23 protein-coding genes are annotated in these 26,876 nt (G+C 69.6%); 8 read left to right on the top strand and 15 right to left on the bottom strand.

What is annotated here, in order from left to right; genetic code table 11:
- Window positions 1–1,169 (top strand): restriction endonuclease subunit S (locus ACFHVL_RS27505; protein ID WP_416631348.1); only part of this gene is annotated, 1,169 nt, incomplete at its 5' end.
- Window positions 1,166–4,597 carry a DEAD/DEAH box helicase family protein gene (locus ACFHVL_RS27500; protein WP_416631347.1) on the top strand — a complete coding sequence of 1,144 codons (3,432 nt, stop codon included), beginning with the start codon at window positions 1,166–1,168 and terminating at the stop codon, window positions 4,595–4,597. The genes ACFHVL_RS27505 and ACFHVL_RS27500, both read left to right, overlap by 4 nt.
- 147 nt (window positions 4,598–4,744) lie before the next feature.
- Here the strand turns inward: ACFHVL_RS27500 and ACFHVL_RS27495 are convergent, their stop codons facing one another.
- Window positions 4,745–5,008 (bottom strand): winged helix-turn-helix domain-containing protein, encoded by a 264-nt coding sequence (locus ACFHVL_RS27495; RefSeq protein WP_416631346.1) that lies wholly within the window; start codon window positions 5,006–5,008, stop codon window positions 4,745–4,747.
- Between the two features lie 240 nt (window positions 5,009–5,248).
- On the opposite strand from ACFHVL_RS27495, the gene ACFHVL_RS27490 reads away from it, so the two are divergent.
- The 3 genes from ACFHVL_RS27490 to ACFHVL_RS27480 are packed head-to-tail and all read left to right on the top strand — an operon-like array spanning window position 5,249 to window position 6,740.
- On the top strand, window positions 5,249–5,572 hold the full coding sequence (locus ACFHVL_RS27490) for a hypothetical protein (RefSeq protein WP_416631345.1): 324 nt from the start codon (window positions 5,249–5,251) through the stop codon (window positions 5,570–5,572).
- Entirely contained in the window at window positions 5,569–6,297 is a 729-nt protein-coding gene (locus ACFHVL_RS27485; RefSeq protein WP_416631344.1) for a hypothetical protein, read from the top strand. The genes ACFHVL_RS27490 and ACFHVL_RS27485 overlap by 4 nt, the downstream gene beginning before the upstream one ends.
- The gene (locus tag ACFHVL_RS27480; RefSeq protein WP_416631343.1) at window positions 6,294–6,740 is read left to right on the top strand and encodes a hypothetical protein; all 447 of its coding nucleotides are present in this window, start codon (window positions 6,294–6,296) and stop codon (window positions 6,738–6,740) included. Before ACFHVL_RS27485 ends, ACFHVL_RS27480 begins: the two co-directional genes overlap by 4 nt.
- Window positions 6,741–6,758: 18 nt before the next feature.
- On the opposite strand, the gene ACFHVL_RS27475 is transcribed toward ACFHVL_RS27480, so the two are convergent.
- The 12 genes from ACFHVL_RS27475 to ACFHVL_RS27420 form a co-directional block, all read right to left on the bottom strand.
- Window positions 6,759–7,715, bottom strand: a complete 957-nt coding sequence (locus ACFHVL_RS27475) for a 2-hydroxyacid dehydrogenase (RefSeq protein WP_416631342.1) — start codon at window positions 7,713–7,715, stop codon at window positions 6,759–6,761.
- On the bottom strand, window positions 7,712–9,082 hold the full coding sequence (locus ACFHVL_RS27470) for a cystathionine beta-synthase (protein ID WP_416631340.1): 1,371 nt from the start codon (window positions 9,080–9,082) through the stop codon (window positions 7,712–7,714). Before ACFHVL_RS27470 ends, ACFHVL_RS27475 begins: the two co-directional genes overlap by 4 nt.
- Before the next feature lie 14 nt (window positions 9,083–9,096).
- The gene (locus ACFHVL_RS27465) at window positions 9,097–10,536 is read right to left on the bottom strand and encodes a cation:proton antiporter (RefSeq protein WP_416631339.1); all 1,440 of its coding nucleotides are present in this window, start codon (window positions 10,534–10,536) and stop codon (window positions 9,097–9,099) included.
- On the bottom strand, window positions 10,533–11,303 hold the full coding sequence (locus ACFHVL_RS27460) for a glucose 1-dehydrogenase (RefSeq protein WP_416631338.1): 771 nt from the start codon (window positions 11,301–11,303) through the stop codon (window positions 10,533–10,535). Before ACFHVL_RS27460 ends, ACFHVL_RS27465 begins: the two co-directional genes overlap by 4 nt.
- 69 nt (window positions 11,304–11,372) lie before the next feature.
- The gene (locus ACFHVL_RS27455; protein WP_416631336.1) at window positions 11,373–12,578 is read right to left on the bottom strand and encodes an aminotransferase class I/II-fold pyridoxal phosphate-dependent enzyme; all 1,206 of its coding nucleotides are present in this window, start codon (window positions 12,576–12,578) and stop codon (window positions 11,373–11,375) included.
- Window positions 12,575–13,978 carry an FAD-binding oxidoreductase gene (locus ACFHVL_RS27450; RefSeq protein ID WP_416631335.1) on the bottom strand — a complete coding sequence of 468 codons (1,404 nt, stop codon included), beginning with the start codon at window positions 13,976–13,978 and terminating at the stop codon, window positions 12,575–12,577. Before ACFHVL_RS27450 ends, ACFHVL_RS27455 begins: the two co-directional genes overlap by 4 nt.
- Before the next feature lie 59 nt (window positions 13,979–14,037).
- A complete protein-coding gene (locus ACFHVL_RS27445; RefSeq protein WP_416631333.1) occupies window positions 14,038–15,759 on the bottom strand; it encodes a thiamine pyrophosphate-dependent enzyme in 1,722 nt (573 codons plus the stop codon).
- Complete coding sequence (locus ACFHVL_RS27440; protein ID WP_416631331.1) at window positions 15,756–16,961, bottom strand: ABC transporter substrate-binding protein; 1,206 nt, start codon at window positions 16,959–16,961, stop codon at window positions 15,756–15,758. The genes ACFHVL_RS27445 and ACFHVL_RS27440 overlap by 4 nt, the downstream gene beginning before the upstream one ends.
- 56 nt (window positions 16,962–17,017) lie before the next feature.
- Window positions 17,018–18,163 carry a sulfotransferase family protein gene (locus ACFHVL_RS27435; RefSeq protein WP_416631330.1) on the bottom strand — a complete coding sequence of 382 codons (1,146 nt, stop codon included), beginning with the start codon at window positions 18,161–18,163 and terminating at the stop codon, window positions 17,018–17,020.
- 4 nt (window positions 18,164–18,167) lie between these two features.
- A complete protein-coding gene (locus ACFHVL_RS27430) occupies window positions 18,168–19,175 on the bottom strand; it encodes an NAD(P)-dependent oxidoreductase (protein WP_416631328.1) in 1,008 nt (335 codons plus the stop codon).
- On the bottom strand, window positions 19,175–20,302 hold the full coding sequence (locus ACFHVL_RS27425; protein ID WP_416631327.1) for a Glu/Leu/Phe/Val dehydrogenase dimerization domain-containing protein: 1,128 nt from the start codon (window positions 20,300–20,302) through the stop codon (window positions 19,175–19,177). The genes ACFHVL_RS27430 and ACFHVL_RS27425 overlap by 1 nt, the downstream gene beginning before the upstream one ends.
- A gap of 846 nt (window positions 20,303–21,148) precedes the next feature.
- On the bottom strand, window positions 21,149–22,120 hold the full coding sequence (locus ACFHVL_RS27420) for a helix-turn-helix domain-containing protein (protein WP_416631326.1): 972 nt from the start codon (window positions 22,118–22,120) through the stop codon (window positions 21,149–21,151).
- 70 nt (window positions 22,121–22,190) lie between these two features.
- Between ACFHVL_RS27420 and ACFHVL_RS27415 the strand changes: the two genes are divergently transcribed.
- Window positions 22,191–23,534, top strand: coding sequence for an APC family permease (locus tag ACFHVL_RS27415; protein ID WP_416631325.1), 1,344 nt, complete (start codon window positions 22,191–22,193; stop codon window positions 23,532–23,534).
- 107 nt (window positions 23,535–23,641) lie between these two features.
- A complete protein-coding gene (locus tag ACFHVL_RS27410) occupies window positions 23,642–24,520 on the top strand; it encodes a maleylpyruvate isomerase N-terminal domain-containing protein (protein WP_416631324.1) in 879 nt (292 codons plus the stop codon).
- 36 nt (window positions 24,521–24,556) lie between these two features.
- On the opposite strand, the gene ACFHVL_RS27405 is transcribed toward ACFHVL_RS27410, so the two are convergent.
- Together ACFHVL_RS27405 and ACFHVL_RS27400 are read right to left on the bottom strand one after the other, a co-directional pair.
- The gene (locus ACFHVL_RS27405) at window positions 24,557–24,781 is read right to left on the bottom strand and encodes a hypothetical protein (protein ID WP_416631323.1); all 225 of its coding nucleotides are present in this window, start codon (window positions 24,779–24,781) and stop codon (window positions 24,557–24,559) included.
- Between the two features lie 75 nt (window positions 24,782–24,856).
- A complete protein-coding gene (locus ACFHVL_RS27400; RefSeq protein ID WP_416631322.1) occupies window positions 24,857–25,705 on the bottom strand; it encodes a helix-turn-helix transcriptional regulator in 849 nt (282 codons plus the stop codon).
- 104 nt (window positions 25,706–25,809) lie between these two features.
- On the opposite strand from ACFHVL_RS27400, the gene ACFHVL_RS27395 reads away from it, so the two are divergent.
- The gene (locus ACFHVL_RS27395; RefSeq protein ID WP_416631321.1) at window positions 25,810–26,568 is read left to right on the top strand and encodes an SDR family oxidoreductase; all 759 of its coding nucleotides are present in this window, start codon (window positions 25,810–25,812) and stop codon (window positions 26,566–26,568) included.
- The last annotated feature ends 308 nt before the right edge of the window (window positions 26,569–26,876 follow it).

Genomic DNA, 26,876 nt, shown 5'->3' with positions numbered 1-26,876 from the left:
CGCAACTCGCCTCGTGTCCGGTTCTCAACACGGACAGAACCTCTCAAGCCGGAACAACGCCGGGGCCGTGGTATGTGGGCCTTGAAAATATCGAGTCTGGTGGCGGTATTGCAGGCGTCGGCACGGTGGGTGCAAGTGGCGTAACGAGCGGAAAGTTTGTATTTGACGAGCGCCATGTCTTGTATGGCAAGTTGCGGCCATATCTCGCGAAAATTGCACTCCCCAATTTCTGTGGTGTCTGCAGTACGGATATCCTACCTGTGCTTCCAGGTGCAAATCTGGACCGTCGCTACCTTGCTTACTTCTTGCGGGTCCCGGCGAACGTCGATCTCGCAACGAGTAGGTCGTCTGGGGCAAATCTGCCTCGGTTGAGCCCGAAGGAGTTGATGAATTTTTCGATCCCGCTGCCGCCGCTGGAGGAGCAGCGGCGGATCGCGGACGTGCTGGACCGCGTCGACGCCCTGCGCGCCAAGCGGGCATCGGTGGGTCATAACTCGCGGTTGCTTCCGCAGTCGGTCTTTGTTCAGATGTTCGGATCTCCTTCCGAGATTCCTGACCGGTGGCCACTGCGGCCGTTCGATCATCTTGTCTCCGAGTTCAGGTATGGCACCTCGATTAAGTCGGGTGAGATCGGCTATCCGACACTTCGCATCCCGAACATCGTGGCTGGATCAGTTGATGTCGACGACCTGAAGCTTGTCGACGTTTCTCTGGCCGAGCTCGGCCGATTGCGGCTTGTTGACGGAGACCTTCTTTTCGTTCGCACAAACGGAAATCCCGATTATGTCGGGCGTTGTGCTGTCTTTGATTCGGCTGATATGTCGCGGCAAGGTGTATTCGGTGCCGACGTTATCTATGCCTCGTATCTAATTCGAGCTCGTGTCAATTCTGACCTGGTTCATCCTGTCTATGTGAGAGAGTACCTCAATGGGCCAATTGGCAGGTCTAGCATGCGCGAGCGATCCAAAACGTCTGCCGGTCAATACAACGTAAATACTGCGGGTCTCGGCTCGATTCCGATTCCTGTCCCGCCGCTGGATCGCCAGCAGCGCTTTGTTGAATCCGTGACTGGGGTCGAGCGAACGTGGGGCGTGCAGCGGCGGGCGTTGGGGGAGTTGGATGCGTTGTTTGCGTCGTTGCAGCACCGGGCGTTTCGGGGGGAGCTGTGACGGCGGCCAGCAACTTCGCCTTCCTCCGGGCTGAGTGGCCTGACCTGTTCGACGAGGCGCAGCGCGTCGAGCAGCACACGTACGCTGACCCGCGTACCGCCTGCTTCTATGCCCGGCGCTGCCTCGAACACCTGGTCAAGTGGCTCTACCGGGCCGATGAGGCGCTGCGGCGGCCGTACCGGGGAAATCTCGCCGCGCGGACTGCGGAGCCGGCGCTGAAGAACCTGGTCGGGGAAGACCTGCACGCCAAGATGGACGTCATCCGGCTGCAGGGCAACAAGGCGGTGCACGAGCACCGGCGGGTCAGTGAGCGGGACGCGCTCGTGGTCTGCCAGGAGCTGTTCCACCTGATGTACTGGCTGGCCCGTACCTACACCCGCGACCAGGCCGCGATGCCATCAAGCAGCCTCGTTTTCGACGAGGCGTTGCTGCCAAGGCCGGCGGTGCGCGAGGCCAAGACCCGCGCCGAGCTGCGTGCCCTCGCCAAGCAGTACGCCGAGCAGGAGGAGCGCGAGGAGCGCGAGACAGCGGCCGAGTTCGACGGTGACCTCGACGGGCAGATCAAGCGACTCCGTGAGCAGGTCGCCGCCGCCAAGGAACGTAACAGCAGGGTGCCGGACACCCACGACTACAACGAGCAGCAGACCCGGGACCTGTTCATCGACCTGCTGCTGCACGAGGCAGGTTGGGCGCTGGATCAGGCACGGGACACCGAGTTCCAGGTCAGCGGCATGCCGAATCCGACCGGCATCGGCTACGTCGACTATGTGCTGTGGGGTGACGACGATCGGCCGCTGGCGATCGTCGAGGCCAAGAGCGCCCGGCGGCACGCCATCGACGGCCAGAATCAGGCCCGGCTGTACGCCGACGCGCTGGAGCGGATGTACGGCCGGCGGCCAGTGATCTTCTACACCAACGGATACGAGATCTGGCTCTGGGACGACGTCAGATACCCGTACCGCAAGGTCCAGGGTTTCTACACCAAGGATCAGCTTGAGCTGCTGATCCAGCGTCGGTCGACCCGGCAGCGGCTGGCCGACACGTCGATCGACCGGGGCATCGTCAACCGGCACTACCAGCAGCGGGCGATCCGCCGGATCGCCGACACGTTCGAGGCCGACGGTCAGCGTAAGGCGCTGGTGGTGATGGCCACCGGGGCCGGTAAGACCCGCACCACGATCGCCCTGGTCGACCTGCTGCAGCGGGCCAACTGGATCAAGCGGGTGCTGTTCCTCGCCGACCGGTTGGCGCTGGTGCAGCAGGCGACGAACGCCTTCAAGACGCACCTTTCGGACACGGTGACGGTCAACCTGTCGCAGGACCGCAACCGCACCGACGGCCGCGTCTACGTCGCCACGTACCCGACGATGATGGGTCTGATCAACGAGCTGGACGAGGGCGGCAGCCGGCGGTTCGGGCCGGGCTACTTCGACCTGGTGATCATCGACGAGGCGCACCGGTCGGTCTACCAGAAGTACGGCGCCATCTTCAACTACTTCGACTCGCTGCTGGTCGGGCTGACCGCCACCCCGAAGGACGAGGTCGATCGCAACACGTACCGCCTGTTCAACCTGGAGAACGGCGTGCCGACCGACGTGTACGGCCTGCAGGACGCGATCCGCGAGGGCTACCTGGTCCCGCCGCGTGCCGTATCGGTCGCGATCAGGTATCCGCGGCACGGCATCCGCTACGACGACCTTCCCGAGCACGAGAAGGAGAAGTGGGACGAGCTGGAGTGGGGTGAGGAGGAGGCCCCGGAGCGGGTCGACGCGCAGGCCATCAACCAGTGGCTGTTCAACGCCGACACCGTCGACAAGGTCCTCGAACTGCTGATGACCCGGGGGCACCGGGTCGCCGGCGGCGACTGGCTCGGCAAGACCATCATCTTCGCCAAGAACACCCGGCACGCCGAGTTCATCGCCGACCGGTTCAACGCCAGCTACCCGCAGCTGCTCGGCGAGTTCGCCCGGGTCGTGCTGCACAAGGACCGGTACGCCCAAACTCTCATCGACTCCTTCGGCGCACCAGTCAAGGATCCGCACATCGCCATCTCGGTCGACATGATGGACACCGGCATCGACGTGCCCGAGGTCGTCAACCTGGTCTTCTTCAAGCAGGTCCGGTCCAAGACGAAGTTCTGGCAGATGATCGGCCGGGGCACCAGGCTGTGCAACGACCTGTACGGCCCCGGTCAGCACAAGAAAGACTTCCTGATCTTCGACTTCTGCGAAAACTTCGAGTACTTCGGCCACTCGCCCACCCGCACCGAGGGGTCCACGGCCGCGTCGCTCAGTGAGCGGATCTTCAAGGCGAAGGTTGAGCTGATCAGTCAGCTCGACCAGCGGCTACCGACTGGCACGGTCATCGACGGCGACGGTACCCGCAGCGAATCCGGGCTGCGCTGGGACGTCGCGAACGAGCTGCGCGGCCTGGTCGCCGGCATGCGGCTGGAGAACTTCCTGGTCCGCCCGCATCGGCAGGCAGTCGAGCGGTACGCCGACCCGGCGAGCTGGCAGCGGCTCACGCCGGCGGCGTCGGAAGAGATCAGCCACGAACTGGCTCGGTTGCCGAGCGACATGCGCCTCAGCGGTGACGAGGAAGCAAAACGGTTCGACCTGATGATTCTGCGGCTGCAACTCGCCCGGCTCGGTGCCGGTGGCCGCTTCGACCGGACCAAAGCCGATGTGCAGGCGATCGCCGCCGCGTTGCTGGAGCAGAGCAACATCCCGGCGATCCGCGCCGAGGTGGAGCTGCTCGACCAGGTCGCCGCCGAGGAGTGGTGGCGTGACGTCACCCTGCCGATGCTGGAAGGGCTGCGGCGACGGGTCCGGTCGCTGGTCCGGCTGGTCGAGAAGTCGAAGCGGGCGATCGTCTACACCGACTTCGAGGACCAGATCAACGACGTGACCGAGGTACGCCTCACCGGCCTTGACGTCGGCACCGACTTTGAGCGGTTCCGGGAGAAGGTCCGGGTGCACCTGCGGACCCACGAGGACCATGTGGCGTTGCAGAAGCTGCGGCGTAACCGGCAGCTGTCGCCGACCGACCTGGCTGAGCTGGAACGGATGCTGGTCGACTGCGGCGGCAGTGAGCAGGAGATCGCCCAGGCCCGGCGGCGGGCCAACGGCCTCGGGCTGTTCCTGCGCTCCCTGGTCGGGCTGGACCGGCAGGCCGCGACCGAGGTGTTCGACGATTTCACCGCCGGCCGCAACCTCGACGCGGGGCAGCTCGACTTCATCAACACGATGATCGACCACCTGACGCAGAACGGGGTGATGGAGCCGAGCCGGCTCTACGAGTCGCCGTTCACCGAGAAGGCTCCGGCTGGCCCGGATTCCGTCTTTCCGTCGGCGGACGTCGACAAGCTGGTCAGCATCCTGCGTACGGTCAAGGCGAGAGCGGCCGAGCCGGAGGCCGACGCCGCCTGACCCTGGGCCACCAGAGCGACGGTCGTGGGCCGCATCCGTTCGCGAGTGGAGGGCTGAGGCACGAAATTCGGGCGTCTTAACGTGCCTCAGCCCTCCACTCGCGGAGGTCGCGGGGGATCCTGCCGGCGGCGGTCCAGCAGGGTCGGGCTACGAGCCGGCGGCGTCGTCGCGGTCGGCGACGAACACCCCAAGCCCGTGTACGCCCTGCACGATGCCCTGCATCTGCAAGACGAGCACGGCGCGGCGGACTACTGTGGTGGAGACGTTGTGCTGCTCGCGTAGCTGCGCTGTCGACGGCAGTTGATCGCCGGGACTGAGCTCGCCGGACTCGATCTGCGAGCGGATGTGATCAACGAGCTGCTCCCACTTGGGCTTCACGGGCATTTTGGACTCCCAGGTCTGCCCTGCCATTGGATCACAGCCCAGCTATGTACGACAAGACACAGCTACTACAGCAAAGCTGTGTGCGACCAGATGTACAAAGTTGTGCCCGGTGTCTTGCTTGGTGCATCCGGGTGTGCAAAGCTCCCATTGACCGGTTCCCAGGTCTGCAAACCCGGAGCTGGTTCCCCGCAAGGAGCCTGGTCAGCCGGCCGCCCCGCCGGCTGACCAGGCGCGCCCTCTCCACGCCCGAACGGGAGGCACCGACCGGTGACATCCGACCCCCGACCCGACCCGACACCGACACCGACCGCCACGGTCAAGCAGAGGCCAGCTACCTACTACACGGCGTACGCCCGCGACCGGGTCGTCGCCGCGCAACAGGCCGTCGACACGCACACCACATCGGCGTACAACGGGTGTTGTCTGGGCTGCGGACGGCCCGGCCCCTGCGCCGACCTGGCTGCCGCCGAAGCGGCCCTGGCCCGCTACCACCGGCTGCCGTTCCGCCGGCCCGGCGCGACCCTGCTCGACCCGACCCGGACCACCGACGCAGGCCAGGCGCGGTTCACCTGGTGGCGGAGGTCGGCATGAGCGACACGGACACGTCAGCAGAAGAGCACGACCCCGCCGACGGGCAGGCGTTGCAGGTGGCCGCCGACATGATCGACGTGCTGCGGACCGTCGCCCTGGCGATGGAGACCGCCGTCACCCACGCCGACGAGCAACTGGCCGGCGTGCGGCACCCGGACGCCGGGCTGACCACCGACCGTTATCAGAATGCGCTGCACGAGGCGTGGGACGCGTACGGTGATGTTCTCGACGCCGTCAGCGCCGGACGCCCGCAGCTGCCGGGTGGCCGACCGGTCGCGGTCGCATCCATTCTGTACGGCCTGCAGACCGCCCGCCAGCACGCCGCGCACGCCGCCGCCCAGCTGCCCGACCTGCGGCACCGGCTGGCGTACGCCACGGACCGGCTGCACCGCAGCGAACACCCGCACGCCCAGGCCACCGCCGACCGGCTGGCCGTAGCGCTGAGCCGGCTGCGTGACGTCGAGATCAGTCTGAGTGTCGGCACCGGCGCGGTGGACCGCTACGTCGACGCCCTCGACGCCGGTGCCGATCCGCCGGCCGCGCGGACCGCCCGGCTGGCCGCGGTGCAGCCGATCGCCAACCCCAACGGTGACGCCGTCGCCATCGGCACCCGGATGGCGTCGACGGTGGTCGCCGCCAACCGCCGGCACCTGCGGTTCCGGACCCGCTGGCAGGTGTTCCGTCGGACCTTGTGGAACAACATGAAGCGGGAGTTGCGACCATGACGACCAGCCGGTCTGCCCCGACCAACCAGCCGGTGGCGGCGCTCAGCTATTTGATGGCCGGGCAGGTGCACGCCCACGATCGCCGAACGGAGCGGTTCACCGAAGCCGACCGCCAGCACTATCTTGACCTGCTCAGCGCGCTGTTCGTGCTCTGCGCCGACCGGCGGTTCCACCGCGACGACCACAGTGCGGTGATCCGGTTCGTGGCCAGCGTCCGGGAACGTTTCGACCCCGACCGTGACTTGGTCGACCCGGTCATCGCGGAGAACCTGCTGCTCGCGGCGCTCGGCGGGCACGACACGCTGCCGGCCACCGCCGAGAACGTCACCGTGCAGACGCTGCTGACCGTCGCCCTGGTCAGCGACGAGCAGCCCAGCCCGGCCGGCTTCGACGCGCTGCTGCGCGAGGTCGACGCGATGGTCGCCGCCGTCCCGCCGCCGTGACACCGCTGCGGCGTCGGGTCACCGTTCGACCAGGTTGGCTGTCCGCCCTGTCTGTGCGAACTGGGCGATCTGGGCGGCAACCACCTGCCAGCCGCGTTCCCGGAAATCGTGCACGTAGCCGCCGACGTGCGGCGTGATCAGTACCCGTGGTGCGGCCCAGAGCGGATGTCCGGGCGGCAGCGGTTCGGGGTCGGTCACGTCCAACGCCGCCCGGAGCCGGCCAGTGGTGAGCTCGGCCAGCAACGCCTCGGTGTCGACGATGCCGCCCCGGGCGACGTTGACGAGCACCCCCTCGTCCGGCATCGACGCCAGGAACCGTCGGTCCACCAGCCGGTGGGTGGCCGGGGAGTACGGCAGCATCACCACTGTGGCGTCGTGGGCGGGCAGCAGCTCGGGCAGGTCCGCCAGGGTCCGTACCTGCGGTCGTGGCCGCCGCCCGACCAGGGTGACCGTCGCGCCGAAGGCGACCAGCAGCCGGTGCAGGCAGCGGCCCAGGTCACCGGCGCCGAGGACGAGGACCCGCTTGCCGGACAGGGTGTCCGTGGTCCGCCGCCGCCATCGGCCGACAGCCTGGTCGTCGCGGAAACCGGGCAGGTCCCGGTAGACGGCCAGCAGCAGTCCGACGGCCAGTTCGGCGGTGGGCGGTCCGTGCGCCCCCCGCGCGTTGGACAGCAGCACCCCGTCCGGCAGGTGCCGCAGCCACCCGCCGGCGCCGGCGTACAGCGTCTGCACCAGCCGCAGGCGCGGCAGGTCGGCGCAGAGCGGTGCCAGCCACGTCTCCGACCCGAAGGCGACCACCAGCACGTCGGCCGACCGGGCGGCGTCGGGCAGCGGGCCGCGCTCCGGATAGCGGACCGGCCGTACACCTGGGAGGGCGCCGAGGACCGCCACGCCGCGCTCATCCGGCACCAGCACGGTCAGCGGCGGTACCGCGCGCTCCGGCCCTGCTGCCGGGTCTGGCCGGTCGGTGGTCAACTGGCGACGAAGTGGCCGAGTACGTCCTGGTAGCTGAGCACACCGCACGGCTGCCCGTCGGCCAGCACCAGCACCGCACCGCTGCGGGTCAGGCCGTCGAGCACCGCCCGTACCGGCTCACGGACACCGACGATCGGCAGCGGCGCGGCGAGATGGTCGCCGATCCGGTCACCGGTGGTCGCGCGGCCATCGAGGATCGACTTGAGCAGGTCGTCCTCGTGGACGGCACCGACGACCTCCGCCGCCCGTACCGGCGGCGGCTGGTTGAACACCGGCAGCCGGGAGACCCCGTTGCGTCGCATCAGGTCGATCGCGTCGCCGAGGGCGTGCTCCGGGGAGGCCCACACCAACGCGGGTACGGCGTCGCCCTTGGCGGCCAGCAGGTCACCGACCCGGGTGCCCTGCGCTCCGGGCAGGTCGAAGCCGTGGGCCGCCAGCCACTCGTCGTTGAACACCTTGGACAGGTAGCCCCGCCCGCTGTCGGGCAGCAGCACGACGATGACGTCGTCGGGCCCGGCCCGGTCCGCGACCCGCAGCGCCGCCGCCACCGCCATCCCGGACGATCCACCCACCAGCAGGCCCTCCTCGCGGGCGAGCCGCCGGGTCATGGCGAACGCTTCGGCGTCGCTGACCGCGATCACCTCGTCGAGCACCGAGCGGTCCAGGGAGGTCGGCCAGAAATCCTCGCCGACGCCCTCGACGAGGTACGGCCGGCCGTCGCCGCCGGAGTACACCGAGCCCTGCGGGTCGGCGCCGATCACCCGTACCCGACCGGCCGACCGTTCCTTGAGGAACCGGCCGGTGCCGGTGACGGTGCCACCGGTGCCGACGCCGGCGACGAAGTGGGTGACCCGGCCCCGGGTCTGTTCCCACACCTCAGGCCCGGTGGACAGGTAGTGCGCCCGGGCGTTGTTCGGGTTGGCGTACTGGTCGGGCTTCCACGCGCCAGGGGTGTCCCGGACCAGCCGGTCCGACACCCGGTAGTAGGACTCGGGGTGGTCCGGCGGTACGGCGGTCGGGCAGGTCACCACTTCCGCGCCGTACGCCCGCATGACGTTGATCTTGTCGCTGCTGACCTTGTCCGGGCAGACGAAGATGTAGCGGTAGCCGCGCCGTTGCGCGGCGAGAGCCAACCCCACTCCGGTGTTTCCGCTGGTCGGCTCCACGATGGTGCCGCCCGGTTTGAGTTCGCCGGATTCCTCGGCGGCCTCGATCATCGTCAGGCCGATGCGGTCCTTCACCGAACCGCCGGGGTTCAGGTACTCCACCTTCGCGAGGATCAGCGGTTTCCGGCCGTCGGGCACCGAGCTGAGCTGCAGCAACGGGGTGCGTCCGATCAGGTCGAGGATAGATTTCCGGTAGTCCATCTGAGGTCACCTGCCTAGTGGGATCGAGTCGGCTGGATGTCGGCCGCGGCGGACCGGACGCTGGGCGCAACGACCCGGCGTAGCACCGGTCCGGTCATCGCGGTGGTCAGCAGCGCCATGACGATGAACATGGCGAACAACTCCTGGTTCAGCACGCCGAGTTGCAGGCCCATGCTGAGGACGATGAGTTCGGTCAGACCCCGGCAGTTCAACATCACGCCGAACGCGAGGCCGTCGCGGCGGCTCCCGCCGCTGGCCACGGTGGCCACCGCCGCTCCGGCGACCTTGCTGGCCACGGCGATCACCAGGATCGCCAGACACAGCCACCACTGGTTGCCCAGGCGCAGCGCGGTCAGGTCGATCTGCTGCCCGATGACGACGAAGAAGACCGGCAGCATCAGCCACATCGCGACCCCTTCGACCCGGGGGTACAGCTCCCGGACGGTCGCCGAGCCCCGGGGCATCACCACGCCGGCCAGGAAGGCACCGAAGATCGCGTGCACCCCGATCACCTCGGTGGCCAGCGCACAGACCAGCACCAGCGCGATGAGCGCGGTGAACAGCCCGGCACCGGGTCGGCCGCCACGTTCGGCCCAGGTGAGCAGCCGAGCCAGCAGCGGCCGGACGAGTAGCAGCATCACGGCGGTGAACAGCGCCACCAGTACGGCCGACCGGACCGCGGCCGCTGGTGACGTGCCCCGCAGGCCGGTGACCACCACCAGTAGCAGGCACCACGCGGTGACGTCGCCGACCCCGGCGGCGGTCAGCCCGGTGGTCCCCAGCGGCGTACGGATCAACCCCTGCTCGACGAGGATCCGGGCGAGCACCGGGAACGCGCTGATCGCGAAGCAGACGCCGACGAACAGGGTGAACGAGGTTCTCGCGACACCGTCCGGCCGGTAGGACTCGGCCAGGGTCAGCGCGAACACCACCCCGGCCAGCAGCGGCACCACGACCGCGGCGTGTCCGATCACCAGACCTCGGCCGCCGGCCCGGCGCAGCAGACGGACGTCGAGCTCCCCGCCCACCAGGAACATGAAGAGGATGACACCCAGCTGAGCCAGCGCGTCCAGGTGCGGCAGGATGAACGTCGGGAAGAGCCACTGCTGCGCGGCCGGCAGCACCGCACCCAGCGCCGACGGTCCCAGCAGCAGCCCGACGGTGAGTTCGCCGAGTACGGCGGGTTGCCCGAGCCTGCGGGCCAGGGCGCCGCCGGCCGCCGCCAACGCCACGATGACCGCCACCGCGAGCAGCAGCCGGCCCAGCAGCCCGTCGGCCCCGTGCGTACCGTCGACGCCCCCGCCGGTCGGACCTGTCCACCGGCCAGCGGTGCCGACCAGGACCACCACGGCCAGCAACGGCAGCACCACGACCAGCAGGTACGTGGCGGGCGTACGGATCCGGCCGACCTGCGGATGGTCGGGTGCCCGTGGTTCGTCGACGTCCATGCTCATACCCCGAGGCCGCCGCCCACCACGAGCTGGGCACCGGTGACGTAGGCGGCGTCGGTACTGGCCAGGTAGGCCACGGCGGCGGCGACGTCGGTCGGGGTGCCCAGGGCTCCCATCGGCACCCGCGCCAGGTACGTCGACCGGGCCCGCTCGACGTCGTCGTCGAACATCCGCAGGATGTCGTCGCCGAGGTCGGTGCCGATCAGCGACGGGTGCACCGAGTTGCACCGCACTTCGTTGCCGAGTCGGGCGCAGTGCACCGCCACCGACTTGGTCAACTGGGTGACGGCGGCCTTCGCCGCCCCGTACGCCACGAACCGGGGCGTCGACATCAGCGCAGCGGTCGACGACACGTTGACGATCGAACCGCCGCCGGCCGCCGCCATCACCTCGATCGCCGCCCGGCAGCCGAGGAGGACACCGTCGAGGTTCGTGGCGAACAGCCGGTGCCAGCTCTGCAACGAGATGGAACCGATGTCCTGTGGCGTGCCGTCGGTGGCCGTACCCGCGTTGTTGACCAGCACGTCCAGCCGGCCGAACCGCTCGACGACCTCGGCGAGCAGCACCGACCAGCCCTTCTCGTCGGTGACGTCCTGCGGCCGGAAGTGGGCGCCGGCGCCGAGCGCACCTGCGGCGGCGGTGCCCCGCCGCTCGTCGCGGCCGGTCACCACGACCGCGTGGGAACCCTCGTCGAGCAGCCGGCGGGCGATGGCGGTGCCGATGCCCCCGGTACCGCCGCTGATCACAACGACCTGGTCCGTGAACCGCATGAAGTCCTCCTGATCGCTGTCCAGGGGTGCCGGTGGGTCGGGTCGGGATGCCGCTGGCTGACCGCCGGATCAGTCCGGTGGCGGCGAGATCGACTGCCCGGTCAACCGGGCGCCGGCTTCGTGCAGGGTCGGCAACTGCTTGCAGAACGCGAACCGCACCAGGTCACGGCCGCCGCTACGGTCGTGGTAGAAGGCCGATCCCGGGATCGCGGCGACCCGTACCCGGGCGGCGAGGTCCTCGCACCAGGCGACGTCGTCGCCGGGGCAGCGCGCCATCACGAAGTACCCGCCCTCGGGGGCGACGGCCGACAACTCCGTGCGAGCGAGGTAACTCAGCAGCACGTCGCGTCGGGCGTGGTACTCAGTGGCCAGTTCGTCGAGGTAGTCGTCGTACGCGCTGGAGTCCAGCGCCGCCGCCACCGCCCACTGCAGAGGCGACGGTGCGGCGAAGGTGACGAACTGGTGGACCCGGCGGATCGCCTCGGTGACCGGCGGCGGCGCCAGGACCCAACCGACCCGCCAGCCGGTCGCGCTGAACGTCTTGGAGGCCGACGACAGCACCAGGGTCCGGTCCCGGCAGCCGGGCACCGCCGACGCCCGCAGGTGCGCGCGCCGGTCGTAGGTGAGATGTTCGTACGTCTCGTCGGAGATCAGGTACGCGTCGTAGCGTTCGGCCAGTTCGGCGAGGACGATGTACTCCTCCGGGGTGATCAGCCGACCGCTCGGGTTACCGGGCGAGTTGACGAAGACCAGCCGGGTACGCGGGCTGAACGCCGCAGCGAGCCGATCCAGGTCGATCTGGAAGTCCGGGAACGTCGTCGGGACGAACCGCACCGTCCCGCCGGCCGCCGCCACGCACGGTGCGTACGTCTCGTAGTACGGCTCGATGATCACCGCCTCGTCACCCGGTTCGAGCAGCGCCGTCGTGGCCGACCACATGGCCTCGGTCGCCCCTGCGGTGACGGTCACCTCGGTGTCCGGGTCGTAGCCGACGCCGTAGTGGCGTTCGCTGTGGGCCGCCACCGCCCGGCGCAGCGTGGGCAGCCCCGGGCTGGGCGCGTACTGGTTGACGTGCTGACGCATCGCCTCCTCGGCGGCCTCGATCAGGGCCGCCGGCGGGTCGAAGTCGGGAAACCCCTGCGCCAGGTTGATCGCCGAGTGCCGGGCGGCGAGCTCGGTCACCCGGGAGAAGACCGAGACGCCGAACGGTCGCATCGCGGCCCGCAGCGGGGCCTGCTGCGGAGCCTGCAGTGGGGCCCGCTGGCTGGTGGTCACCGCTGACCCCCATCCGGCTGCACCGGCAGGACCCGGCCGGGGTTGAGGATGTTGCCGGCGTCGATGGTCTGCTTCAGCAACCGCATCAGCGCGATCTCCGCCGGCGTGCGGGAGTAGCCGAGGTAGGGCAGCTTCTCGAAACCGATGCCGTGTTCGGCCGAGATGGACCCCTCGTGGCGGGCGATGGCCCGGTAGACGATCTCCTCCACCTGCGCCTTGCGCTGCCGGGTGGTCTCGCCCGTCACCACCGCGATGTGAACGTTGCCGTCGCCGAGATGACCGAAGACGATGAGCCGTACGGCCGCCCAGTGGCTGCGCAGCTCATCGTGGATCTCCTGCAGGTAGCTCGCCAACCGGGCGGCGGGCAGGCTGAGGTCGAAACCGAACAGCGGCTGCATCTTCAGCACCTCCTTGGGGATCCGTTCCCGGACCGCCCAGAGCGCGCCCACCTCCTGCGGTGTCCGGGCCAGCACCGACTCGGAGACGATGTCGTCGCTGCCGGCGAGCGCCGCGGAGAACCGTTCGAAGTCCCGCTCGGCGTCCACTCCGGAGCATTCGACCAGTACGTACATGGGATAGCTGCCCTTGAGCGGCAGGGCGGTCTCGTCGGCCAGTGGGAGCAGCACCTCGTAGGCGCTGTCCCACATCGCCTCGTAGGCGCTGATCATGCCGGGCAGTCCGGACTGCAACCGGTGCAGCAGTTCGCGGGCCGCGTCCAGGCCCGGCAACCCGCACATCGCGGCGTAGCGGGTGGTGGGGGCGGGGGAGAGCCGCAGGGTCGCCCGGGTCACCACCCCCAGGGTGCCCTCCGTACCGATGAACAGGTGCTTCAGGTCGTATCCGGCGTTGTTCTTGACCAGCTTGTGCAGCCCGTCGACCACCGTGCCGTCGGCCAGCACTGCCTCGACGCCGAGGACCAGGTCGCGCATCATGCCGTACAGCAGGACGCGCAGCCCGCCGGCGTTCGTCGCCACGTTGCCGCCGATTGTGGCGGTCGCCCTCGGCGCCACGTCGAGCGGGAACATCAGCCCGTGCTCGGCGGCGAGGTCCTGTACCTGGGCGAGGGTGCAGCCGGCCTGGACGGTCATGGTCCGGGTGGTCGGGTCGAGTTCCTCGATGGTGTTCATCCGCTCCAGCGACAGCACCACCTCGTCGGGGCCGGGTACCCCACCGGAGACCAGGCCGGTCATGCCGCCCTGCGGCACGACCGGCCGGCGGTGCGCCGAGCAGAGTCGCAGCAGCTCCGACACCTGCCGGGTGTCGGCCGGTCGGACCACCAGCCGGGGATCGCCGACCCGGTCGCTGCCCCAGAGGTCCTGTGCGTAACGGGGATCGAGACCCGGTCCCTCGAGACAGTGCTCGTCGCCAACGATCTGCCGTACCTCGGCGGTGAACGCCACGGCGTGTCCCTCCTGTTCAGTCGCGGTGTGGCCCGATGTTCGGTCGCGGTGTGGCCCGGCTACCGTTCGACGCCGGGCAGCTGCTGGTAGGCCGAGATCCACTCCAGGCTGGTGCGTACGTGCACGACGACCGGACCGTCGCAGTCGACGGCGACCGGCACGGCCTGCTCGATGTCCTCGACGCACCGCACCGACAGACCGGTCGCCCCGAACGCCCACGCCATCGCGGCGAAATCCGGATTGGCCAGGTCGGTGGCGACCCGGCGGCCGGGGTACGCCCGCTCCTGATGCTGCCGGATGGTGCCGTACGAGCCGTTGTCGGCGACGACCACGATCAGCCGCGACCGCCGCGCGACCGCCGTCGCCAGCTCGGTGCCGGTCATCAGGAAACCGCCGTCGCCGACGAACGTGACGACCCGGCGGTGCGGTTCGCGCAGCGCGGCGGCCACCCCTCCCGGTACGCCGAATCCCATCGCGCCACCGGACATGCCGAGCAGCCGACGGCGACCGGTGGTCCGCAGGTACCGGTGCACCCAGGTACTGAAGTTGCCGGCATCCACAGTAAACACGGCGTCGTCGAGCGTCGCGTCGATCGCGGTCACGACGGCCCCGAACGGCACGCCGTCCGGGGCGTGTACCGGATGCCACCGCGTCGACTCCACCTGTCGCGCCCGCAGCCGGCTGGTCCAACCGGACCAGCGGTCCGGATTCACCTCGCAGGCGTCGGTCAGCGCGGTGAGGAAGGTGCCCGGGTCGGCCAGGACCGGCAGGTCGGGCCGGTGCACCCGGCCCAGCCAGGCCGGATCCGGGTAGACGTGTACCAGCCGACTGCGGGCCGGATCGGGCCAGTTGAACGATCTGCTGGTGATCGCGTCGAGTCGGGTGCCGATCGCCAGCACCAGGTCGGCTTCGTCGAACAGCTCCCAGCGCGCGGCGTCGGTGCCCAGGTGCAGGTGTCCCGCGTACCCGCTGTGGTCGTTGTCGACCAGGTCCTGCCGCTTGTTCGCGGTCACGACCGGTAGCCGCAGCCGCTGCGCGGCGTACCGGATCGCCTCGCGGCCGCTGTCGTCGCCCAGCCGGTCGCCCACGACCAGCAGGGGCGTTCTGGCCTGCGCCAGCAGCGCGGCGCAGCGTAGTACGTCGTCGGGCAGGTAGCCGGGGTTGGCGGCGGGGACCGGCGCGGCGGGCTCCGCTGCGGTGGCCTGACCGAGCAGGTCCTCCGGGACCACCACGACGACCGGGCCCGGCGCGCCCGCCTCGGCCAGGCGCAGCGCCCGCCGTACGGTCTCGCCGACGCGACGGGCGTCGGTCACCGTCCATATACCTTTGGCGACGTCGCCGAAGGTGAGTTCGTAGTTCATCTCCTGGAAGCCGCCCCGACCGATCTCGCTGTGGCGTACGTGGCCGACGACGAGCAGCAACGGGGTGGCGTCCTGTTGGGCGGAGTGCAGGGCGATGGCCGCGTTGGTCGCGCCCGGCCCCCGGTTCACCAGGACCACGCCGGCCCGCCGGGTGAGTTTCGCGTCGGCCAGGGCGGCGAAGCCGGCTGACCCTTCGTGTCGGCTGGCGACCACGTCGATTCCGGGTGTGTCGTGCAGGACGTCCAGCACGTCGAGGTAGCTCTCGCCAGCGACGCAGAAGATCCGGTCCACGCCGTGGGCGACGAGGGTCGCGACGAGGACCTCTGCTCCGGTCGCGGGTGCCGCCGAGCGCCCTCCCCGTGGCGGCGACCCTGGCGGGGCCGACGCCGTGCTCGTCGCCGTGCTCGTCGCCGTGCTCATCGTGGCGCCAGGTAGGTCGCGGTCCGCGTCGTCGCCGGATGGATCACTGCGGCGTCGTCGAAGCTCTGCCCGTACGCCTGGTATTGCATGAGCATGAACTCGGGCGGGCTGTGGTGCCAGTGCTCATCCCCACGGTCGAAGCTGACCGGACCGCGCCAGGTATCGAAGGTGCCGGCCTCGAGCGCGGCGAGCAGCGCTTCCCGGTCCGGCGCACCGGCCGCCGCCAACGCCTGCCCGATGATCGTCACGTCGGTGAACGCGTTCAGCGCGTTGTCCGGCGGGAACGATCCGAAGCTGGCCGAGTAGCGGTCGGTGAACCATCGGCCGATCCGGGTGAGCCCGGGCCACGACGGCCGGTACGTCGTCGCCGGCCAGATGACCAGGTTCCCGGCCTCACCGGCGAGCCGCCAGTAGTCGTCCGAGCGCATCGGGAACGGGAACATGACGAGCAGTTGCGTACCGGGCAGCAGTCCGATCTCGGTGGCCTGGTTGATGACCATGTAGTTGGTCCGGACGACTCCACAGTTGATCAGCACATCCGGTTCAAAGTCCTTGATCTTGCGAAGCTCGTCGTGGACCTCCGTGGTCGACTCCTGGTCGAAGTCGAACCGTACGGTGCTGAAGCCCGCCGCGGTGGCCGCTGCCTGTTCGACGGTGTCGGCCATCATCGACCCGAAGACCGTGTTCGGCGCGATGATCCCGAGGCGGAGCAGCTTCTGCTCGGCCAGAAAATCGATGATCATGGGGACCCGGTCGGCGATGCTGAAGTAGGTCCGGAACAGGGTCCGCCGGTGCCGCGCGGTGATCGTGTTGTGTCCGTTCTCGACGAAGATCGGTACGCCGAGTAGTTCCGCGGTGTGGGTGGCGTGTTCGGCAGTGCGCAGATGCCACTGGCCGACCACCGCGAGCACCTCGTCGACGACAGCGAGCTTGGCCAGGCCGGCGACGGCCGACCGTTGCATCCCCTCGTCCGCCGCGCTGGCCTGGTCGTTCTCTACCACGAATCGAATGTCGGCGATACCGGACTCCCGCAGGTACGTGGCACCCAGGCTGGCGCCCCGGACGATCAACTCGCCGGCGACCGGATCGCCGGGCCCGGTGAGCGGGGTCAGGATGCCCAGCGGCGACGCGTCCGGGCCCGCCTGGACGTTGACGGAGCTGATCAGGTCACGTGCCCGCGACTCGGGTGTCCCGGTTGACATGGTTGTCTCCTCCGGTGTCGATGAGGGTGTCGAGGTGCGGTGGTGCGGTATGGACGTCAGCAGTCGAAGGTCTGGCGGTACTGGGCGAACCGGCGGTTGAGGTCGGCGCCGTCGAGTCCGAAGACCTCCGGCCGGTACCGGTGGACGCCGTGCTTGGTCTGCGAGTTCTCGCGTAGGTAGCTGCGCATCGCGGACTCGGCCGGCCCGGTCATCGGCACGCCGATGAAGTCGCAGATCCTGGCGATGGTGCCGATCGGATCCGCGATCAGATCGGCGTAGCGGACGTCGAGCAGTTGCCCGGACGGGACCAGCTCCCGGGATGCGGTCACCCCGCCGATGACCTGGTCGATGCGGTCCAACCACTGCCGGCCGATCTCGTGCCGGTCGACCTGGTCGCTGCGCGCCTCGCGGACGGCCACACAGAGGCTGCACGTCGACGGCACGGTCCGTGCCGGGTCGCGGTGCAGCTGGATCAGCCGCGCGTCCGGGTAGACACCGATGAGTTCGGCGACCGACCACAGGTGGAACGGACACTTCAGCACCACCGGTCCGCCGGCCTCGCGCCAGAGCAGCGCCTGGAGCTGCCGGCGGTGGTAGCGATACTCCTCGGTCAGGTCGCGCCCCCGCAGCCACCCGCTGTAACTGGGGATCCGGTAGCGCATCTCGTAGACCATGCTGGCGAAGGTGTTGCCGAGCAGCCGGTGGCACTCGTCCGGGCGTCGGGCGTCGAGGTAGTGGATGTGGGGCAGGTCCGGGGCGATCCGGTTGTACTCGTCGACGTAGCGCTGCGCCTCGTCGGCCAATCGGCGGTACCGCTCGGGGTCGCCGCGGTCCTCCGCCGGGTTCATCAACTCCCACAGCGCTGGGACCCGCAGGCCCGGATGGTGAGCCAGCAGATTGTGTACGAGCGTCGTACCGGTACGCAGCAGACCGGTGACGAGCACCGGCCGCGGCACCGGCCATCCGGTGATCTCCGGATGCCGCTCGATCAGCCGTGCCAGCCTCGCCTGCACCACCAGGGCCGCACTCAGTGCGCCGGCCACCGCCCGGCGACCCGACGGAGTCAGCCGGGCCTCACTGGACAGGCCCGACGCGAGCCGGTCCAGGTTGGCCAGGAACTGGAACGACTCCGGCGGGACGCCGGTGCGCGCGGCGGCGTCCGCCACGATCGCCTCCGTGGCCAGTTCCGTCGTGGTCACCATGGCGTCACCTTCCCGGGACGGCAGCAGCGGGTCGCCGTGCCTGGTCGGTCGATGCGGCCCCGACGACGTCCACCCGGTCCCGCAGCGGACGCCCGGCCAGGAAATCGTCGAGGTTGTCGAGCAGTACGTCGGCGATCCGCTGTTCCTCCTGCGGGAACCGGTACGCGCCGTGCGGAGTGATCCAGAGGTTGGGGACGCTCCACAACTCGGACCGCTCGGCGAGTGGCTCGCTGTCGTGGACGTCGAGCAGTGCCGCTCGTAACCGGCCTGCCGTCAGCCGGCTGATCAGGGCGCCGGTGTCGAGCACCTGAGGCCGGCCGACGTTGATCACGCTCGCGTGCGCCGGGAGGCGGTCCAACACGGCGCCGTTCACCAGGTGCCGGGTCTGCGGGGTGTGCGGCATGGCGATGACGAGATGGTCGGCGCCGTCGGCCGCATCGGCGATCCGCCGCAGGGGCAGCACCTGGTCGGTGCCGGGGCAGGAGCGGGGGGTACGGGTGACGGCGGTGACGCTCACCCCGAACGCCGGCGCCCGGGTCGCGATCTCGGCGCCGATCCGGCCCAGCCCGACGAGCGCCATCCGCGACCCGGCGACCAGAAGCGCGTCGGGCAGCCGCCATTGCTGTCGCCGATGCTGGTCGACCAGCCGAACGGCGTCCTTGGCCAGCGCCAGCAGCCCCATCCAGGCGAACTCTGCGACGGCCTTCGCCGGCACCCTGGCCGACGACGACACCTGGAGCGTCGGTGACGGCGCGCCGGCCGGTACGTGGTCAGTACCGGTACCCGTCAGGTGCAGCCAGCGCAGCCGGCGGCACCTGCCGAGCAGGCCGGTGGGAAAGGTGTTGGCGACCAGCACCTCGATGCCGTCGGCGTCCGGGGGGTCGGTGTCGACATCGGTCACCAGTTCGACAGCCAGGTCCGGATGGCGCGCGGCGAGGCTGGCGCGTAGCCGTGGACCGATGGTCGGGTGGTAGACACAGACCCGGGGACCGGTGCAGGGGTGCTGCGGCATCAGGCACTGACCAGTTCCCGCTCGCGGCGGGCGGCCAGCCGCTGCGCGGCGATGTCCGCAGCGATACGCGTCAGTGGTCGCGGGTCGCCAGCGGAGCGCGCCAGCAGTTCCCGGACGTTGTCCCGGATGCGGGCCGAGACCTCGCGGAACAACCAGTCGACGAGATCGTCGAGCCCGAGGTCGCGGGGTGCGGCACCGAGCAGCAGCAGGCCGGTGACGGCCGCCGCACCGCAGTTGGCCACGATCCCCGGCAGCACCGGCACGCCCCGCCTGGCGAGCTCCTCGCATGCCTCGTCGGAGCAGGTCAGGTTGCCGCCCTCGACGATGATCGACGCGGTCACCCGGTCGACGTTGTGCCGGGTGACCGCGTCGCGGTTGGCGGCGAGGACCAGGACGTCTGCGGCGACGTGCAGCCATGCCTCGGCGGCCGAGTCCAGGAGCTGCCCGTCGGGCAGGCGGCTCCGGTCAACGGTGCCGGATTCGTCGGTGATGGATATGAGCTCCTGTACCGGGAGTCCGTCCGGGTTGATGATCGTGCCATAACGGTCGGCGACCGCGACAATACTGAATCCGCGGGCAACGAGTCCGCTCGCCACGCCTCGACCCACGGTGCCGAAACCCTGGATGGAAACGGTGCCGCTGGTGGCGTCCAGGCCGATTCTTTCGGCGGCCTCGACGGTCGCTTCGCACACTCCGAAGCCGGTCACCTCATGGCAGTGCTGCCACAGTTCGCTCCACGAGCACGGGAGCTCCACCTGGCCGTCGCGGCGCAGGTCGAAGGCGGCGGCTTCGAAGAACAGGTCGCGGTCCCGGTAGGAAACCCCCTGGTCGCATCCCAGGTAGATGCCGCTGTGCAGCAGTGGGGCGACGGCCTTGCCGAATGCGGTCAGTTGCCGATCGCGTTGCGGTCCGGGTGGGAGTCCGCAGGCGATACCGGCCTTGGCTCCGCCGATCGACAGGCCAGCCAGGGCGAGTTTGGAGGTCATTGCTTCGGCGAGTGCGTCGACTTCCTCGATGTCGACGTCGGCCGTCATTCGGGTGCCGCCCATCGCCCGGTTGTCGACCATGTCGTCGATGACGACGAAGCCTCGGAAGTCCGTCTCCGGATCGGTTACCTGAATACGCATCTGCATCCCCATGGGATCCTCCCCATTCGACGACGTTCGTACCCGTGGCGGCGCGTTGGTTTGACCCGTTTTTATGGCATGTGGAGAATTGTGTTCGGGCCGGCGGGCGTGACTGTTCGGGCGTTCCCTGGGGTGGGATCGCCGCAGCGCTGTATGGCAGCCGGCTTGGCTGAAGAAATCGAATTCCTATTGTTCCGGACGAGTGCTATGGCACTCAGCTTCGGCTGGTCATGTTCCTGTGCAGACCTCCCGTGGCGACCCAAGTTTGGATAGCTCGCTCTGCCTGTGGCGACGATTGAAGCATGTAACTGGCACCCGTGCAAGTAAGATCGAACGCCCTCTTTGTGTTGATTTTTGCACTTATCCCGCGTGATGCATCACGCATCGTGTTCGAACTTTTTCCTGCAAATTCTATGTGTCTGATGGGTCTTCGTTTACTGAATCAGTTGTTTGTCAAGTCATTCAATCGCCGCTTCTGTCCAGCGGTTCAGGGAAAGTGAGGGGTATCGCCGGGGGTATTGTCCGATTGGACGCGATGAGGTCGTCCGTGGCGGCGGTGGATGCCCTGTGCGGCCCCTTCGTCGCGATGGGATTCATGCAGGCACCGGGTAGGTGGCGGCCGCCGCCGCCACCCGCGACGTGGCCCGTCGGTCGGGTCGTCGGTTGGTGGAAACGGTCCCGCCGGGCCGGTGGATCGCCATTCGGCCGCCGGCCGTCCGGTGTTCCCATGACTGTGGCCGGGAGATTGCCGATGATGACGGATCTGTTACTTGGTGCAACCTGCTGCTACGCGCAGTAGTTTCTGACGATCTTGATCAATCCGGTGGGAAGGCTCGGCGCCGGCGGTCACTGCCGGGGCGGCCGTCGCTGACCCCGGAAGACGTGCCGGTATGTCTGCGGCGGAACCGCCACGGCCCGCTGGAAGTGCATCCGTAGCGTGGCGGCGGACCCGAAACCCACTCGGCGGGCGACCCACTCGATCGGCTCCTCGGTCGTCTCGAGCAGCTCCTGAGCGAGGCGGACCCGCTCCTGCACGAGCCATCGGAGCGGGCTGACCCCGGTGATCTCGACGAACCGGCGGGCGAACGTCCGCAAACTCATGTTCGCCTGCCGGGCCAGGTCCGGCACGGTCAGCGGCGCGTCGAGGTGCTCACGAACCCAGTCCAGCACCGGGCCCAGATCGGTGCCAGCCGGCACCCGTACCGGCGGCTGCACGAACTGCGCCTGGGAACCGTCCCGGTGCGGCGGTACCACCATCCGCCGGGCCAGGTCCCGCGCCACCGTCGTGCCGTGGTCGAGGGTGACCAGATGCAGGCAGATGTCGATGGCGGCACCGGTGCCGGCGGAGGTGAGGATGTCTCCCTCGTCGACGAAGAGGACGCCGCCGTCCACGTTCACCTTCGGCCACTTGTGGGCGAAGTCGGTCAGGTTCATCCAATGTGTCGTAGCGCGCCGGCCGTCGAGCAGCCCTGCCGCCGCGAGCAGGTACGCGCCGGTGCAGATCGCTACCATCCGGGCCCCTCGCTCGTGCGCCCGCCGAAGGCTGGCGAGTAGTTCCGCCGGCGGTTCCAGCTGGGTACGGCGGGCACACGCCGGCACGATGACGGTGTCGGCCCGCTCCAACTCGCTCAGCGACCAGGGCACCTCCAGGCCCATCCCACCGGGCCCCCGGAGCCGGCCCGGAACCGCCGCGCACAACCGCAGCTCGTACCAGGGATCCACCAGGTCGGACCGGTCGATGCCGAAGACCTCGCAGGGTACGGCGAGTTCGAAGATCGGCATCTCATCCGTGACAGCCACGGCTACGACATGGGCCATGGCAGAAACCTAGCGGCTTCTGGCACTACTCATGCTGTCACCGGCTCCGTCCACCTGCCACTCTCGCTTGGTGGTCAATAGCGCACAGGACGTCAAGCCCACCCCGGTCAGGCAGTCCGGCGGGCAGGTGACGTTCGTCCAGGGCACGGCGCTCTACGTCGGCGCCGTACTCGGCACCGGGGCGATCGCCCTGCCGGCCCTGGCCGCCCGGGCCGCAGGTCCGGCATCGTTGCTGGCCTGGCTGGGCATGGTGCTGATGTCCATCCCGCTCGCCGCCACCTTCGCCGCGCTCGGTTCCCGGTACCCGGACTCCGGCGGTGTCTCGACCTACGTCCGGCGCGCCTTCGGACATCGACCGGCAGCGCTGGTCGGCTGGTGTTTCTACCTGACCGTGCCGCCCGCGATGGCCGCCGCCGCGCTCTTCGGCGGGGCCTACGTGGCCAGCGCCACCGGCGGCGGCACCGCGACCGTCGTCGGGACGGCGGCGCTGCTGATCGCCACCGTCACGATCGCGAACGCCTTCGGGCTGCGCGTCTCCGGCCGGCTCGCCCTGATGCTCGCGGGGGTGCTCGCGACGTTGCTGCTGGCGGCCGCGATCACCTCGCTGCCACACGCGCGGTGGGACAATCTGCAACCATTCGCGCCCTACGGCTGGTCGGCGGTGGCGACCGCCGCGGCGCTGCTGGTCTGGAGCTTTTCCGGCTGGGAGGCGATGACGCACCTGTCGGCGGATTTTCGGCGACCAGCCCGGGACATTCCCCGGACCACCGGATCGGCCGTGGCCATCGTCGGCGTGCTCTACCTCGCCGTCGCTGCGGCCAGCGTCCTCGTGCTCGGGGCCGCCGCTGGGGAGTCCAACGCGCCGTTGGCCGACCTGCTGGCGATCGGGGTCGGAGGGCCGAGCCGGGTAATTGCCGCTGCGGTCGCCGTACTGCTGACCCTCGGCGTGATGAACACCTACCAGGCAGGTGCGGCCAAACTCGGCGCTGCCCTCGGCCGCGACGCGGCCATGCCCCGCTGGCTGGCACCCGGCGCTGCCTCCGGCGAAGTGCCGCTACGCAGCGTCGGAGTCGTGGCGGCGATCGCCGGTGCCGCGCTCGCCGGGGTGACGCTGCTCGGCGACGCCGATCCGGAGCCGCTCGTCCTGCTGACCACGGGTGCGTTCATGACCGTGTACGTTCTCGGTGCCGCCGCCGCTGTGCGACTGCTGCCGCGGCGCAGCGCTGGCTGGGTGTCCGCGCTCATCTCGGTGATCGCCGCCGCCGCGCTGCTCGCCACGACCGGACGCTACCTACTGTGGCCACTCGGGCTGGCGGCCGCCTGCCTGTTCTACCTGTATGTCAGCTCTGCTGCCGCTCGTCGACGCCCCCGCAGCGACGACCGACCGTCCGTCCCGGACGACGTTGTGAGGTAGCAAGGTGCGAGCCGGACCTGTCCCGTGTCGGCCGGGAGTCCTGCCTGACCGGCAGCGCATCTACGGAAAGGTTATCCTTAATTCCGTTCTTGACTCTTGGATGGTCGATGACCTGGCACAGCCCCCCGCATACACTGCTACTCAGAACCGTTGACGGGTGCGATCTGGATCCGGGACGTCTGCTCGACGTCTTCGCCGACCAACGGCGACTGCTCCTCGACGACCTGCGGGGGTTCGGGCCGCGGGAGTGGTCCGCGCCGACCCGCTGCCCCGACTGGTCCGCGCACGACACCGTCCGGCACCTGTGTGACGTCACCCGCGCGATCGCCGCCGACCCTGGTGACCTCACCTTCGACATGGCATCCGGGTTCGACCCTCGGATCACCCCGAACCGGTGGCTCACGGCATCGGCCGGCGAGCCACCCGCCGCCACCGTCGACCGGCTCTCCGCGACGACGGACGAGGTCCTCGCCGTGGCACGGGGTCGGCTGGCCCGTGACGAACGGTTCGAGGTCGCCCTGCCGTTCGGGCCGATGGACTGGACGGTGCTGGTGCTGCACGTCCTGTGGGACTCGTGGCTGCACGAACGGGACATCTTTCTGGCACTCGGCGCCGATCGCCCGACCGTCACCGCACAGCCGGCCGGGACCGGGTCAGTTGACACCGGTGCGACCGGCTACGCGGCGGCGTACGGGCTGCTCATCGCCGCGGCTGTCGCGCGGATTTTCGGCGACCAGGTACGCCATCGCCTCGCGCTCGGCGGTACCGGCGGTGGCGTATTCGAGCTGGACACCGACGGTGCGGTGACCCTCACCGTCACGTCGCCGTCGCCATCCCCGGCCGGCCCGCCCGCCGCCGAGGTGACCGACGCGCTGGCCGGGCGCGGCTCGGCAGCTGCGCTCGGCGTCGTACCCGACCAGGCGCGGACCGCCCTGACCCACCTGGCAGCCTTCCTCACCACCCCGGTCGACGGCACCACCGCCTGACGACACGGCAGCACCCCCTGAAGACGCACGACACCGCTACGGGGTGATGACGATCCGGGCGCTGGCCGACCCGTCGGCCTGGGCCTGCCAGGCAGCGAACACCTCGTGGAGCGGACGCACCTGGTGTTCGATGGTCAACCGGCCGGCGTGCGTGTGACCGCCGCCGACCAGGACCTGGCTGCCGGGATCCGGTCGGCTGCTGAGCACCGCCGCCGACATCAGACACGACTGGGCGCGGCTGGACTCCGTACCGATGGACACCCTGCGGCCCTCGGCCGGTGACCGTCCGCCGGAGTCGCCCCACCACTGACCTCGGCGCCAGCCCGGCTCGGTGCTTCAGCGGTCGGCCGCCGCGAAGTTCTGGTGTCCCAGCACCGCGAGCAGCCGGATCTTGTCCTCGGCTTCGCTGCCCGGCCGGGGTGTGAGCACCAGCAACGCCTGCGACTGGTCCTCGGTGAACAGGGCCTGGCAGTCCACCTCGATCCCGCCGACCTCCGGATGCACCACGATCTTGTGGTCCTCGAACCGGCGGGCGACCTCGTGCCGCTCCCAGAGCCCGTGGAACTCGGGTGACTCGGCCAGCAGCGCCCGTACCAGCTCACCGGCGCGCGAGCGCGGCCCGGCCGCGCCGTGCGCCACCCGCAGCGAGGCGACGAGGCCGCGGCCATGCCGGTCGTGGTACTCCGGCGGGTACACGGCCCGGGAGGCCGGATCGGTGAACCACCGGTAGACGTCGCAGCGGGCCAGCCCGGTACGCGCAGCCGGATCGCCGAAGAGCGACACCGCCAGCCGGTTCGCCACCAGCACCTCGCCGAGCGACGACAGAATCAGCGCCGGAGTGTCCGCCATCCGGTCCAGCACCCGCAGCAGGGCCGGGGCGACATGAGTGTCCTCGGGTGTCCGGCGGGGGACGTTGTGCCCGGCCAGCCGGAACAGGTGGTCACGTTCGTCGGTGGTCAGCCGCAGCGTCCTGGCGAGCGCGGCGAGCATCTGCGTCGACGGCTGCGGGCCGCGCTGCTGTTCGATCCGCACGTAGTAGTCGGCGGACATGCCGGTCAGCGCCGCGACCTCCTCCCGGCGCAGCCCCGGCGTGCGACGACGCGGCCCGGACACCAGGCCGACGTCTGATGGGCGCAGCGCCTCGCGGCGCCGGCGCAGGAAATCTGCCAGGGCGGCACGGTTCATACGGTCCATGGTGCGCCGCACCGAGCCGTCCCAGCCAGGGATCGCGGGTCCCCCGATCACCGGGTTGGTGCCTGACCGGCCGCCCGGCGGCGAGGGTAAGTGACATGAACACGTCCGGAAACACCATCTTCGTCCCCGGCGCCACCTCCGGTATCGGACTGGCGCTTGCCCGACGACTGCAGGCCGCCGGCAACACCGTCGTCATCGGCGGGCGGCGGGGCGACCTGCTCGACAAGCTCGCCGCCGACCACGGATTCGGCACCGTACGCATCGACACCGCCGACGCGGCGTCGATCGCGGCGGCGACCGCCGCCGTCGTCGAGCGCTTCCCGGAGCTCAACGTCCTGATCGCGATGGCCGGCATCATGCGGGCCGAGGACTGGACGGGCCCCGGTTTTCTCGCCGACGCCGAAGCGGTCGTCACCACCAACCTGCTCGGTCCGATCCGGCTGATCGCCGCCCTCACCGGCCACCTGCAGACCCGCCCCGACGCCGCGATCGTCACGGTCTCCTCCGGCCTGGCGCACGTCCCGCTGCGGGTGACCCCGACCTACAACGCCACCAAGGCCGCGATCCACCAGCTCAGTGAGACGCTGCGGCTGCAGTTGGAGCCGGCCGGCGTGCAGGTGATCGAACTGGTCCCACCCGCCGTGCGGACCGCACTGATGCCGGGTCAGGAAACCTCCGACTTCGCCATGCCGCTCGACGAGTTCGCCGACGAGGTGATGACCTTGATCGAGGCCGACCCGAAGGCCCGCGAGATCCTGGTCGAACGGGTGAAGTTCCTCCGGTACGCCGAGGTCCGCGGCGACAACGACCAGGTCGTGGCCACCCTCAACGCAGCCGACCCGCACGCCCGCTGAACCAACCGGTCAGGAAACCCGACCGTGTACGGCGAACGTGCCCGGCCGAACACCCAGGTCATCCTCGAGGAGGTCGCCGACGACGGCTGGAGCCTGGGCGGCACCATCCTCAACGCGGAGCTCCTCGGCCGCAGCTGACCGACGTGCGGATACACGTCGAGGGCCGGACCCCGGTGGTACGGGGTCCGGCCCTCACGCTGTGTTCGTGGTCAGCTGTTCCAGTGCTGGGCGACGAGGTCGGCGGCCTGGGTCTCCCACTGGGCGTAGTGGTCCGGGAACGCCGATACCTGGACGGTCTGGGCGGCGTC

Source organism: Micromonospora sp. LOL_023 (genome assembly GCF_048060115.1).
GTDB lineage: Bacteria > Actinomycetota > Actinomycetes > Mycobacteriales > Micromonosporaceae > Micromonospora_E.
The sequence above is the reverse complement of the archived record's forward strand: the minus strand, read 5'-3'. Positions and strand labels throughout refer to the sequence as shown.